This window comes from Cerasicoccus frondis (genome assembly GCA_031296915.1).
Classification (GTDB): domain Bacteria; phylum Verrucomicrobiota; class Verrucomicrobiia; order Opitutales; family Cerasicoccaceae; genus Cerasicoccus; species Cerasicoccus frondis.
On record JAVDPC010000006.1, the window covers coordinates 196,124 to 210,137 of the forward strand.

At 55.0% G+C, this 14,014-nt stretch carries 6 protein-coding genes; 1 reads left to right on the forward strand and 5 read right to left on the reverse strand.

Annotation, left to right across the window (positions count from 1 at the left end; translation table 11 throughout):
- Positions 1–127: 127 nt before the first annotated feature.
- Complete coding sequence (locus RBB63_RS07180) at positions 128–4,297, reverse strand: TIM-barrel domain-containing protein (RefSeq protein ID WP_309382572.1); 4,170 nt, start codon at positions 4,295–4,297, stop codon at positions 128–130.
- 378 nt (positions 4,298–4,675) lie between these two features.
- Here RBB63_RS07180 and RBB63_RS07185 point away from each other — a divergent pair, with 378 nt between their 5' ends.
- Positions 4,676–7,561 carry an alpha-amylase family glycosyl hydrolase gene (locus RBB63_RS07185; RefSeq protein WP_309382574.1) on the forward strand — a complete coding sequence of 962 codons (2,886 nt, stop codon included), beginning with the start codon at positions 4,676–4,678 and terminating at the stop codon, positions 7,559–7,561.
- A gap of 95 nt (positions 7,562–7,656) precedes the next feature.
- Here RBB63_RS07185 and RBB63_RS07190 read toward each other — a convergent pair whose 3' ends face one another.
- The 4 genes from RBB63_RS07190 to RBB63_RS07205 all read right to left on the reverse strand — a co-directional run bounded on the left by RBB63_RS07190 (position 7,657) and on the right by RBB63_RS07205 (position 13,950).
- Positions 7,657–8,421, reverse strand: coding sequence for a PEP-CTERM sorting domain-containing protein (locus RBB63_RS07190; RefSeq protein WP_309382576.1), 765 nt, complete (start codon positions 8,419–8,421; stop codon positions 7,657–7,659).
- Between the two features lie 44 nt (positions 8,422–8,465).
- Entirely contained in the window at positions 8,466–9,161 is a 696-nt protein-coding gene (locus RBB63_RS07195) for a hypothetical protein (protein WP_309382578.1), read from the reverse strand.
- A gap of 80 nt (positions 9,162–9,241) precedes the next feature.
- Positions 9,242–11,398, reverse strand: a complete 2,157-nt coding sequence (locus RBB63_RS07200; protein ID WP_309382580.1) for a glycoside hydrolase family 66 protein — start codon at positions 11,396–11,398, stop codon at positions 9,242–9,244.
- A 53-nt stretch (positions 11,399–11,451) separates the two neighbouring features.
- Positions 11,452–13,950, reverse strand: a complete 2,499-nt coding sequence (locus RBB63_RS07205; RefSeq protein WP_309382582.1) for an amylo-alpha-1,6-glucosidase — start codon at positions 13,948–13,950, stop codon at positions 11,452–11,454.
- Positions 13,951–14,014 lie beyond the last annotated feature (64 nt).

Consider the following 14,014-nt stretch of genomic DNA (forward strand, 5'->3'; position numbering starts at 1 on the left):
AATCGACTATACGCATTGTACCGCGTGTGAGTAGCGCTGCTGTGTTTTACAGTTTAACGCGCGACATTTTGATAAAAAAAGCGCGCAGCTAATTCGCTGCGCGCTTGAAAGAAACCGGTAATAAATCCTACGGAGCGCCGGTGGACACGGTGCCGTTTTCTACGGTGTAAATGCCCTTGCCGGTGATGTTGTAGTTGTTGCCGCCGTTGCTATCCCACGTGCCGTTGTTATCGTTGAAGACGAATTCGACATTGGTCGCATCGATCGTCACGACCTTGTAGCCCGAGACCGAGCTATTGCTCATCGCGACACCCGGTGAGGTTGTCCATCCGCTGCTATCTGCGTTGTAGTGGATGTTGGCGTTGGTCCACGGCGTCGAGTAGTAGATCGTCACCGCCGGATAGCCGGAGGTCACGCTGTTCGTCGACGAGTCGATGCTGTAAACACCGGGGTTTGCGATGGTGTAGTTGCTACCGCCGTTGTTGTCCCAGTTGGTGCCGTCATCGGTAAAGGCTACCTCGATGGATGTGCCTTCGATGATGATGTGCTCATAGCCGGGGAACGCCGGGTCTTCGTCCATCAGGTCGCCGGGGATCGTGGTCCAGCCGAGGCCATCCACATTGTAGTGCATGTGCGTTTGCGGGCTGAAGGCGGAGTCATAGTAGATCTCGATCCGGATGGGATTGTAATTGGGCAACAGATTGCCACCGAAGCCGACCGTGTAGAGACCAGGCTGGGTGATGCTGTAGTTGCTGCCGTTGTTGCTATCCCATGTGCCAGCTCCATCGTTGAAGGCGAACTCCAGCGTATCGGCGTCGATCTCAATGTATTTGAAGTTCGACATCGCGGTGGCCTGCATTTGATCGCCGGGCGCAGTTGTCCAACCACTGCTGTCCGCGTTGTAGTGGACATAGGCGCTGGTCCAGGTGGTTTCATAGAACAGCTGGATGCCCCCGGGAGGACCGCTGACGACGGAGTTATCCGTCGAGTCGATGGTATACGTGCCAGGCGTCGTGATGGTGTAGTTGCTACCGCCATTGTTCTCCCAGTTTGTGCCGTCGTCGGTGAACGCGATCTGCGTCAACTCGTTGCCATATACGGTCAGTTCGAAGTAGTCGGTGTCGGCCGAGCTAACGCCCATGCTGGCGCCGGGGAATGCCGTCCAGTCGCCGCCGTTGGCGCTGTAGTGCATGAGAGCCGAAGTCCAGCCCACGGGTGGCAGGTAATGGATGGTGAACTCCTGCGGCGTGCCGCTAACGATCGTTCCCGAAACCGGATCGACGGTGTAAGTTCCGGCAGCGTTGATGGTGTAGTTGCCGCCGCCGTTGTTGTCCCAGTTCGTGCCATCGTCGGTGAAGGCAAACTCCGCGCTGGTGTCGTTGATCGTGAAGGACTTCACGCCGGGATAGATGCTGCTGATGAGCGCCTCGCCCGGGAAGGTTGTCCACGACCCGTCGATACCGGCATCGTAATGAATCAGGTTCGCGAAGTCGGTGATATAATACAGCGTAATCTGGTTAGCCGAGTTATCACCTGCGGTAATCGTGACCGCTTGGCTGGTCTCGTCGGTGCGGACGTAGAGGCAGCGTTCGTTGCTATCATAGAAGTAGCCCGAAGACGCAGCCTGCAAGGCGCCAAGGCTTCCAAACGATGACGCGGCAACGCTGTTAATTTCCACCGAGGTCGGCGCATCGATTGCGTGGCGCACCACCATGTAATAATCGTGGCCGTGGTCATAACTGCCCTGCTTTGCGCCGATCGTGAAGGTCCACAAACCGCTCGTGGTTTGGTTGGTCAACTCGGTCAATGCATACTCGCCGCTCTCGTAGTCGAAGCTTTCGCCATCGTCATCATAGAGCGTGAACGTGGTTTGGTCTTCGCTGGGCCAGGCATGGAGAGTCAGCTCCGTCGGCTGGTATTCATTGGCATATTGCAGCACCGGACGCATGGGGATGATGCCGCCCTCGGCGACATACATCGGCATAACGCTGATCGGCGTAGACTTCGTCACCGACGAACCGCCGCTGTGGAAGGAATCATCGTGCCAGTAATACCAGTTTGTGCCGCTGGGCAGATAGGTGCTGCGCTGCGTGGCTCCGGTTTGCGTAACGGGTGACGCCAGCAAATACGGGCCGACCATGAAGTCGTAATCACTGCTCGCCTGGTGCGTTTGCGCATCATTCGGGAAGGAGAAGAACAGCGGATTGTTCAACGGCAAGCCCGTGGTCGATGCGCGGTAAGCCAGTGAGTAGAAATACGGCATGATCGCGGAACGCAGTTCCAGCGCTGCCTTGATTTCTGCAGAGTTGGCATAGAGCCAGGGTTCCCGCAGTTGGTCCCACTTACCGGAGTGGTTGCGGAAGAACGGCATGAGGCTGCACCACTGCGCCCAACGGGTCATCGACTCGCTGGAGACATTCCCCAGGAAGCCGCCAAGATCGTGGCCGAAGTAAACCTGACCGGAGATCATCGTGCTCAAGCCAACGCGCAAGCTCGGGCCTTGGCCGTAGGCGCCGCCAGCGCTTTCGTTGACGTTGTCACCGCTCCAGTTGAAGGCGTAACGCTGAATCCCTGGCCAGCCGGCGCGGGACAGAACGAAGGGCCGCGTGTTCGGGTATTGCTCAGCCAACGTGTCGTAGGTGTTGCTCGCCTGATAAACGTTGTAGGTGTTTTTCAGGTAGATCTGCTGGCGACGGTAATCGCTCGTGCTGGAGCCGTAGCGGCCATCGGCGTCATAGAGGCCATCGAGCGGAATAGGCTGAGATTGCGCAACCGTATCGCGTTCGTCGGCTTGCTCGTTCAGGTCGTTCCAGATTCCATCGAAGGCGTAAGTGCTCAGATAATTCTTCTGCTTGGTCTTCCACCAACTTTGCGCTGCAGAGCTAGTGAAGTCCAGGTAGGAGACATCGCCGAAGAAGAGCCAGTTGATCGATGTGCTGCCGTTGTTGTTGGAGATCAGATGCGAGTTGTTGTTCGCTTCGGTCCACAGTGGATCCGCCGTGGCGAACCAGGCTTCAATCAGCGGCACGGCCTTAACGTTGTTCGTGTGCAGATAGCTGATCAAGCTAACGCCATCCTTGAACCAGTAGTTGGAGTTATTGGGATCGTCCTGAAAGGTAAGCTGTCGCATGTCGTTGTTGCCGCGGTATTCGTCATCCTGAAAAGTACCACCGGGCGGAACGATGTGCGGATCGCTGTCCATGTAATCGATGTCGAAGTAGATGGCATCAAGCGGGTAACCCTGGGAGCGGGCAGTCGCCACGATGTTGCGCATCTGGTCCTCGGTATAGGTCCAGCGAGATAGGTGGTGGCCAAGGCCCCAGCGAGGAGGCAGCGCGGGCATACCCGTCAACTCCGAGTAACGGCTGAGCACATCGGCCGGTGTGTGGTCATCACCACCGCCAAAGAAGAAGTAGTCAATGTAGCCTTCCGTTGCTTCAAACGAGAACTGATCATTGACCGTGGTCAATTGGTTACGCTGGGCGCCGCCGTAGGGGCGCTCGCGCTGGAACATAAAGTTGGGCCGGGCCGGGTTATTCCAGAAAACGCCATAGGTAAAGCCCGGGTGGCTGCCGTTGGGCGTCTGCACGCCATACATGAACGGCATCGTCATGTACATCGGGTTCTTCTGATCGTTCCAATAGAAGGAGTCCGAGTTCCAACCCTGCACGACTTGGCCGCGACGGTTCAACTGGAAGGGCACTTCGCCGAGACCGAAGTAAGACTCGTTGGTCGGGCTTTCCTTGACCACGCGCACCCGATACCAGGCAGCGATGTCGTTGCTGTTTTTCAGGAGTTGGAAGGTGGTGTCGCCGTACGGATTGTAGCCCGTGTCGTATTCCATGCGCTTATCGCGGAGGAGGTATTGTCCACTCTGCGTCTTGTCGACAAAGTCGATTTTGATGTTCGGGCTCTTGGTCACTTCCACGATCAGCTCGTCAGTCTCGATCGTATAGATCGACCCATCGGTGAAGGTCGCGGTAAAGGCAGGCCAGTCACCAAGGGGCTTCGCAATGGCGACATCTTCATGCGACTCAATGCCGCCCCAATCGAACTTAACGCGGATCACGTCTGGCGCATAAGGAATGATTTCACAAACGCCGCCAGTGCTCAGTCCGAAGACCGCTTTCTGTTTACCGGCTTCCGTTTGTGTGGTGGCGGACGTCACCGATCCGGCGGTCGTTGTCTGACCCAATAGAGACGTGCTCCATCCGGCAAAAAGGAGGAGCAGCAGCGCGCTCAATCTCCCGAAGTTAAAGCCCAGGCAATGCCTTAGGCGGGTTGTGTGTGGTTTCATGGCGATACTTTTTGTGCGGTTTCGTTGATAAGAAGTTAATGGTTAGTTCTCAGACACGCGCACGAATCCAGCCTGGGGATACTCTGGCTATCACAGTTAGAAGGGGCATCGTTGGGGCGGGATTCGGGGAATAAGGATGAAGCATTTTCAAGCTTCGGCAGAAAACATACACGCTTGCACAGGGACATAAAGCGGTAAGCAGTTGGACAGTTTAACGGCTTCCCCAAACCGCACCGGTGGGCGCATGCATTCAACTGTCCAAAACAAAAGGCATTACCAAACGCGACTGCCCGCGCTATGCCCTTGAGCAGCCACGCGCGTATTTTCTCGGCCGTGGCTGACACCAAACCGCATCAATCCTCAACCCCGTTTATTCCCGTGAAACACTCCACCGTAGTCTATTCAACGCTCCTGCTGGGCCTACTCGGCCCCGGCAGCCTGGCCTTCGGACAAGCCAGTAATTTTAACCAACTGCATTTCCGCGGCACCCCCAATGCCTGGGGCACGCAGCCAATGACGCTCATTGCGGATAACCTGTGGCTAACCGATGCAACCTTCAACGGACTTGGTGACGCCAATGGACCCGACCGCTTCAAGTTCGACAGCTCATTTGACTTCTCCGGCAACTATGGCGACGACGAGCTGGACGGCATTGCCGACGCCGATGGCTTGGACATCCCAACGCCGCTCGGCGCCGGCGACTACCGCATCACCTTCAACGACGACACGCTGCAATACGCGATCACCAAGCGCAACTACACCGAAGTTTTCTTCCGCGGAACACCGAACTCTTTTGATCTCAGCGAATCGATGCAGCTCGTGGATCATCACGTTTGGATGGCCGAAGTTACCTTCTCCGGAGACCCCTCGGATCGCTTTGTTTTTGACTACTCACGCAACTGGTCTGGCAAGCTCGGCGACACCGCCCTGGATGGCGTCAGTGAGGCCAACGGCGGCGATATTCCCGTCACTGAAGCGGGAGATTACATCATCCTGCTCAACGACGACACCCTTGCCTACAGCGTCATCAACATGAGCGCGAAGAACTTCGACCAGGTTTACTTTCGCGGCACGATCAATGGCTGGGGTAACGCGGCGATGACCTTCGTGGGCAACCATACTTGGGAAATCGAAGCCAACTTTGTTGGGCAAGCTTCGGACCGCTTCAAGTTCGACCGCTACGGCGACTGGTCCGAATACTATGGCGACAACCAGCCTGATGGCGTCTCCGAGCAAGGCGGCAACGACATTACGATAGCGCCCGGCCGTTACCTGATCTCGTTTAACGACGACACCCTCGCCTACTCCGTGCAGTCGCTTGGCGCCGCAGAGCAGATTCAGCTCGGGCATCACTACAGCCCGGAAGTAACCGCCTTTGCCATTTGGTCACCAGACACGAGTAACGTAAAGGTCTCCGTCGATGGCGATGTTTACAGCCTGCTTCAGCAACCCGACGGCAACGGCTACACCGATGTTTACGCCATCCAAGTTTACGGCGATCACCTGCTGTCGGAGTATCACTTTCTCATTGATGACGTGCAAGTCCGCGACCCCTATGGCCGCATGGTCATTCCAGGAACGGAGACCAACATCGTCATTGATTTGGCCTTAACGGATCCCATAGGTGGACGCGTGGCTCCGCCAGCGCTCAACGAGCGCGAAGACGCTGTGATCTACGAAGTCCACGTGCGCGATTTCACGATCCATAGTTCATCGGGGGTGGACGTCAACAAGCGCGGAAAATTCCTCGGCATGGTCCAGCCCAACACCAGTCACAACGGAGTAAGCACCGGGCTTCAGCACTTGAAAGATCTGGGCGTCACGCACGTGCAGCTGTTACCCATGTATGACTACGGCACTTGCTCGGCTAAAGACCCGGAAGACGCGCCAGGCTGCTACAACTGGGGCTACGATCCGGAGAATTTCAATGTCCCCGAAGAACGCTACGCAATCGACCCCAACGACTATCTGGGTCGCATCGAGGAATTAAAAATCATGATCGACGAGCTGCACGCCAACGGCATTCGCGTGATCATGGATGTCGTCTACAACCACACTTGGGTCATCGAAACGCAAGATGGCAATGGTAACATTCAGTTCTCTCATCCGGAAGGCGAGCGGATGTTTTCAGACATCACGATGGACTATTTCAATGTCAATGCGCCCGGCACTTACGGCTTGGCTGGCACTGGCAATTCCGTTAACCCGCGTCAGGCGATGGTAAGCCGAATGATTCGCGATTCGCTCGAATACTGGGTTGGCGAAATCGGCGTGGATGGTTTCCGCTTCGACCTGATCGGCATCTTTGATTACGAGGATGTCGCCGATTGGGCCGACTACCTCAATGCCCAATTCCCCGACCGAGACTTGCTCATCTACGGCGAGCCATGGAACGGCTACGCCACCGATCCTGACGAGGCCGACCGCGTGCGCCTTGGCACGATTGGGCTTATCGCGGACTCCCATGTCGGTTGCTTCAACCCAAACTACCGACAGGCTATCAAAGGGAATAACGACGACGGAGCCGGCGGCGGCTTTGCCTTTAATCAAGTTGGCAACCTATGGGAGATTCAAGTCGGCAGCCGTGGCGGCATTCGCTTTGCCTACAATCCAAACGTGGCCGTGAATACCTGGGACTCCATGTTCGCCAACGATCCCGAGCAATGCATTAACTACGTTTCCGCGCACGACAATTTATGCCTCTGGGACAAGATTGAAGACTGGGCGGACCTCAACGGAAACAGCGGCAACACAACCTACAAGCGCCGCATCTCGACCTTTGCCAACGGCATGGTCCTCACCTCGCAAGGCATTCCATTCCTGCATGGCGGCGAGGAGTTTCTCCGCACCAAACAGGGCGAGAAGAATAGCTACAAATCGCCCGACAGCATCAACCAATTCGATTGGCAACACAAGGTTGAGAACCTCGACATTTTTGAGTATTACCAAGATGTCATTGGCTACCGGCTCGATCACCCGGGCTTTCGCATGAACACCTGGCAGGAGATCGATAACAACATCAACACCTACAGCCCGGCAACCGGCGTCATGGTCAACCACATTCATGGTGCGGACAACAATGGAGATTCGTGGAGCGAAATTTTCGTCATCTACAACTCCGGTCCGAACACCGCAGTTACCCTACCGGCGGGCGACTGGCATGTAGCCATTGAAAAAGCGGACCCGTCGGAAGGAAACGACCGCATCGTCAACGGCAGCATTACGGCCGAGGGCACCGCAGTTACGGTGCTCTATAAGGACTAGCTATTTTTCGACCATGTGAAAGTCCGGGGGCGGTCGACATAAAGAAACCTCCAGCCGAAATCCGGCTGGAGGTTTTTCGTGGCAATGTAGCGAGACTAGCGGCGTCGCAGAAATGCTAACCCCAGCATACTCACACCGAACAGCAGAGCGTATTGTCCTGGCTCAGGAACCGTTGCGAGGTTATTGATAAAGAGCGCATCTTCATTTGAGCCACCGGCATTCGCGTAGAGCTTAAAGCTTGTGGCGATGCCCGTGTAGGTTCCGCTGTCGAAATCAGTAACTCCGCCACTGCGAGCAATCGACCAATTGCCACCGCTGCCAGAAGTTTGCTCAAAGGTCAGGGTGAACAAAGTATCGTCACTGTAGGCATTACCGATGCTGCCATTGCCAGTCGCCGCACCATTCACCGTGTAGTCGTCTCCACCGATGTTAAAGTTGAAAATCGTCGCTTCGCCAACGCCGCGCATGTCGATGCCTTTGTTGCCGCCACGAAAGTTTACGGCCAGATCGATTGAAAAGCTCTGCCCAACGCTCAGGCCGGCCGGGTCAATAAAGCGAAATGCGGTGGCCTCAGCGCCATTGCCAAGCATTCGGAATGACACGCCGCCTGTGTCGAGGTTGGGAGGATTACCACTCAGGCTGCTCACGGAAGCCACTTCGTGAGTAATATCGGCGCCAGGATTCAGGAACCAAATGCCATAGGCGCCAGGCCCAGTGATGGAGCCATCAGTTCCATCCAGCCAACCACCGCTATAGGCAGTAGCACTGGCGTTATCGGTGCCGACAACGGCGGCGGATAAGGAGGAAGCAAAAGCAACGCTGCTGATGGCGGACATTGCGAGGTAGTGTATTTTTTTCATATCGTTATCTTGGGATTAAGATGCTTATGGATCAGAGAAAATCGTCACTTGATTACCAGGCGGTTAAAGAAAAGCGCATTCGCGATGGCGCTGCCTTGATCTCCGGCATAGAGCCGGATACTGCGTGCACGGCCTTGATATTGACCACGGGCCAACACTTTGCGCCCCCCTGCTTCGGAGATTTGCCATTCACCGCCATCGCTCTGCTGCTTAAAGCTTAGCTTAAACAGAACCCGCGTCTTGGTATTCATTTCCAATGCGCCGTCGCCAGACTTTGCCTTGCTGACGGTATAGGGCTCTACGCCGCCGTTAAAATTGAAAATCGTTTGGTCATGCTCATTGCGCATGTCCAAACCTTGATACCCGGCTTCGCCATTCACGATCAGTTCGATGGAAAACGTATCGCCGGGGTTCAAACCAGCCGGATCAAAAAAGCGGTAAAGCTCCACAAACTGGCCATTGCGATCATGGAGCATAAACGCGAACCCGTCGGTATCAATATTGTCTCCGCCCTTTCTCAGAGCAGATGTCTCGATGCCAATGTTCTCGCCAAATCGAACGGTCGACTCATCAAACACCCAGCCACCCAAACCGTCTTCCTCAGTGGAGCCATCTTCCAGGTTTTCCCAACCATCAGCATAGGCGGGCTGCGAAGCGTCATCGTAGTCCGCGCCAAGCAACGCAAGCGGCGCCAGCGTTAGCCATCCATACGGGATCACATGCATGCCAAATAGCTTCATGGGTGGGGGAAATTTATAATAAATATAGTCTGTATAAGGTAGCGCGTTAGACCAGCACCAGCGCATTAAACAGTTAACGCTCATTCGCTGTAGTTAATGATGATTGTGCCGTGAACCACCAGTTCGGGCACCGTGACCGTGATGACCTGATCCTTGAGCTCGAAGTTTATTGGCTGAGGCAACTCATACTCCTGGCGATCCGGACTGGCGAAAAATACCGCCTTTGGCGATATGCTTTCCGGTAACGGAACGTTAACGACAACATCCCGACGCAGCCCGACCGTAGCCGGTGCATCGTCCCACTCCGGCTGACCGCTAAAGTTGAGCAACTGCACACAAATGGCATTGCGATCCGGCGCATGGAAGCTGCGGGTGATGCCGTCGGCTAGCGCAACGCGCAGATCAAGATTGGAGACATTGCCTCCGTGCGTGTATTCGTAGAGCATGGCGTCGTGCGCATAGTAGCGCTTGAGCAGCTCGGCATGATCCTCGGGAAGCACTTGGTGGTCGGGGTAGTAAAGAGAGTTCAGGGCGTGCATTTCGTCAGCCGCTTCATCCGGCTCGCCTGCAACCATGAGCGATCCACCACCCGTCATCGTAGCGCCAAGGACGCGCGCCAAAGTCCACTTCGGCCAAGATGAATGCGCGGGCTCCATGTCCGCCGGATAGAGCTTCAGAATGACGCGCTGCCCACTCGCGCCATGGTGAAAATAGCAGATGTCCACGAGATCGCTCAAGCGCTTGGCCTGCCAGCGCCAGATCTCCAGAAAAAGAAAATCCGTCACCTCATACATATTCTGCACGCCAAACTCATTCACGCTGTTGAACGACACCAATCCATGTGGTTTCACTGAGTGTGTCATCGTGGCAACGTCCGCGACAAAGCCCTGCAGTACCTCGGCCAGCGAGGCCCCGTCATGCGGGCTGCCATCGGCGTAGAAACGCGCATCAGCCGGATCGCCATAGGTATCGATTTCAAAGCCATCAAAGGCGACTAGATCGCCCGGATTATCTTCCAGCGTTTGCCGCAGCTCCTCCATAATGTAGGAGCGCCACTGAGAACCTTCCGAAACATTCATGAGCCAAAACCACTTGGGCTTTCCACGGTTTTCTGCCTCCGCCTCGGTCATGATCTCGCCATTAAATACTTTGGGCTTACCTTCAATGTCGGTCATAGGATCAGTGATCTGGTCGTACACGCTTTTTGAAGCAGCATAGGCCGATATGTAAGCCAGCGCGAGAATGCCGCGCTCCTGACAAGCCTCGATCTTCGCCTTCACATCCAACCCATTGATCGCCACGCCAAATGGCTCAAAGCTATAGCGCGCCTCGCTCGGAGCATAGTCGCCGTGCGCCGGAAAATAGTCATAGAATTCAACGGCGTTTACATAGAGATCAGCCAGCATCGCGGCTTTCGCAGCATAGTCTTGCTGCCCCTCAGGATACGTGGCAAAGAAGCCATAACGCAGGTCATCGGCAGGACTATCCGTAACCGATAAAATGATCGTATCTGTAGCAAGCACTTCACCTGAACGTTTCAACTCAACGTTCACCACATAACCGCCGGTCCAGGAAACTTCGGGAAGATTAATCACATTGCGTCCGTGCCGAGCGCTACGGCTATCGCTAAAAAGTGAGCGACCAAGTGGCGTCGAAATCTGAAACGCGAGTTCCAAGCCAGGCTCTGCTGAATCGACATCGACGTATAAACGATTGCTGACCGATGGCTCGACCCACGCCCGCTCCAGTGCCAGCGACAAGGACGCCTCGTTCACTGTTTGCACCAATGCTTGATTGCTCTTCATCGGCTTCAACTCACTTAGAAGCAACGCAGAGTTGTCCCCTGCCCGCTCCTCAACATGCGGGTCATTTGCCCAAAGCATTTGTCCATTGGTTGTCTCGACCACGTAGCGGTATTGGAAGTTTGGTTCCGGACGATCAATGAAAGCATACCAAACGCCCGATGGGTGACTTTGCATCGCAAAGCGTGGGTTATTCACGACTCCGTTATCGTTGTTTGCCCAGTTATTGAATGAGCCAGCGAGGTAAATATTTTTCACCTCAAGGTCAGCGGCCGGCTCGAAGCGAAAGAGCACGCCTGACTCCTCATACAGCGGCGGCCCGGCTTGCTCGAGTGCTTTATCAAGATCCGGATTAACAACCGATAAATCCTCGCCACTTGCAGATATGCAGGTAGCCAGCAGGAACACGGTGTTTAGGACGAGACGGGTTAACATGAGAGGGCAACGAACAATAAATGCTAGTAACATGTGCTTAGGGCAAAATCAATTTATAAAGAGGCAATATAGCCAAGGCGCAGCTCGGCGATGTTCACGAAATTGTAGCGATCGCCACCACCACCAGCCCGGGCGGTATAGGCCGCATTACTGGCGAGATAACTCATATTACGACAGTAGGCATCCTCACTGATACGAATCGCATATCGTCTCCCTGCCTCAAGCGATGCGACGATTCGGTTTGAAAGCAGGAACCGCTTCCAGTCACTCGTTTGCGGCATGATGAAGTAGCCTGCTCCGCAGCATACGTTCAGGTCAGAGAGAACTTCTCCCCGCTTGACCGCGCAGGTAATGCCGGTGTTGATCGGCCCGGAACCGTTGGCGTAATTCACTTGAACCGCATATCTCCCGGACTGGCAAACAGTGACATCGCGTGCGACAAGCTCATGGGAACTCAACCCCCAATTTTCAAAGTGACCATCAACCAAGTGCCCACCAACGCATGACATCTCATCGGCGGGGATAGACTGCACTTGCCATGGCTCCTGGCACTGTTGGCCACGCGTCGGGTGCGAGGTCAAACCATGCTGCCGACAGCGCGCAACCAAGTGATAGACGTAGCGTTGATGCGGGTAGTTTCCGGACCGCAAGTCGAGCCAAGCATTCGCATCCTTAACCGTCGCGTGAAGCGCACCGTTTCGGTAAATATCGACCAAGACCGAATCGGAATCGGGATGCAGAAAAGACAGTTGTAAAAGCCCGCCTTGCAAGCTCACGCCACCCGATTCCTCATCCCACTCCGGCGGTTTTGGCGCGTAGATAGCCTCCTTACATTGCACGTCAACGAGCGGCAAAGCACTGCATGTTTGCGTTGACTCAGCTGCTTCCAAATACACGTCCCATTCATTGCGGGGCTGAAGCGCATCTTGGCTCACGACTTGCCCGGATACTTCGTCACCATTCAGCAAGACACGCTTAACGGTCGCCGTTTCCGACAAAAAGCAATCGATTTCTGGCAAATGCAATGTGACCGAATGAGTCGCGTTTAAAAACGAGAAATTCAGCAGGCGTAGGCACTTCACATCGGCGAATAAGTTAACTCTCATCCACCGTGTAACAAACGGTTCGACACGCATGCCAAAATCCATCGCATGCAGCCCAAACAGCACATTCTGAACTAAAGAAATGTAACCCGCAACGGACCACAGCTGCCGGCGGGAATTAATCGTCGGTCCCTCTTGCGTGTCGGTCTTGATAAACGCCTGGCCCGAGACGAAGTCGAAATTTTCCATATTGGAAAGGTTTGCAGCGGAGAGCTTCATCAGCGATTGCAGGCCAGCGTCAACCACCGGCGCATGCTCGACCTTTACCGCTGCCTTGATCCAGTATGCAGTCACGAATGGCCAGATGCCTTGGTTGTGGTAAATCGGTGTTTGGCGCTCCTGCGGCCAAACGACAGGTGGTCCGTGCAGTCCTGTTGGGTAGCGATTCAGAATGTCGCGCGCCTGTTCTTCAGTTGCGATGTCGAACAGAATGGCCAAGCAGTTTCCCAGCAAATCATAGCGCGGCAGCGAGAGGTCTACATCCCCGAACTCCGACAGCAAATACGTGCGAAAAAGACCCGCCTCCGCGTCATAGAAATGATGCTGAATAGCCTTGCGTAAATCTTTCGCCCAGGACCCATAGCGCTCGCTTTCGGCAGTGTGCCCCAGGGAGTCTGCGAAGTTTGCCGCGAGCTCCAGCAGGAATACATTCAGCGCATTCACGGACAACGCCTTGGACATCGCAATCGCCAAGGTATCGTTCTCCGTCCACTGCGGATACGTCTGTTCTCGCCAATCAAGAAACGACTGCTCGCCCCGATACAGACCGGTAACGGCATCGAAAACCAACACGCGATCCTGCTCGATGGTATCTCGCAAATACGGGTAAACCTCTGCCACGAAATCTGCTCGCTGAGAAGACGTCAGATGCTTCATCACTTCATCGGCCCCGAGCGCCCAAACCACGCGATCCGTCGAAACCGGATAACTTCCGCCAGAGCCAGTATCCTGAACAATCTGCCTACTAAAACCATCACGAACGCTTTCCTTGAGTGCTGAAATTTTGAACTTCAGCGAACGCAATGCGCGATCTGTATTCAGCGGAGCGAGTCCCAAATGCAAGGCGTAGGCCAAGTCACGCGTCCAAACATAATTCCACTTTTCACCCGTTTTGTAGACACTGGTTTCTATCGGCTGACCGTGGGCATAGTCCGCATCTTCGATACTGGATACGGCGTTCAAACGTGCCTCCTCAATAGCTAGCGCATACAGGCTATCGAAGAGCGTGTTGCCAGAACGGCAACGTGCTTGGCCACTCTGCTCAGCGACTTCCAAACGCCCCCCGGGCGGCAGATCATCGCGCAGGTCGATGTCGGTCTCGAACTCATAGACACGGGCACCGTCAGCTGCCTCGGAGACGATCGTGACCTGTTGGTATCGATCATTATTCGCCTTAGAATTTGCGCTTTGCTTTGAGCGGCTAAGCGGGATGAACGAAGGGGATTCCACAGAATTTTAGGGGTGTGTTAAGCGTTGTTAATGACTGGTTTTCAGTTCCGCCAAAACACGCTAA

What these genes read in the sequence shown, in the direction of transcription:
- RBB63_RS07190 (WP_309382576.1), bottom strand. Translation starts at nt 8,421, where the DNA reads ATGAAAAAAATACACTACCTCGCAATGTCCGCCATCAGCAGCGTTGCT.
- RBB63_RS07195 (WP_309382578.1), bottom strand. Translation starts at nt 9,161, where the DNA reads ATGAAGCTATTTGGCATGCATGTGATCCCGTATGGATGGCTAACGCTG.
- RBB63_RS07200 (WP_309382580.1), bottom strand. Translation starts at nt 11,398, where the DNA reads ATGTTAACCCGTCTCGTCCTAAACACCGTGTTCCTGCTGGCTACCTGC.
- RBB63_RS07180 (WP_309382572.1), bottom strand. Translation starts at nt 4,297, where the DNA reads ATGAAACCACACACAACCCGCCTAAGGCATTGCCTGGGCTTTAACTTC.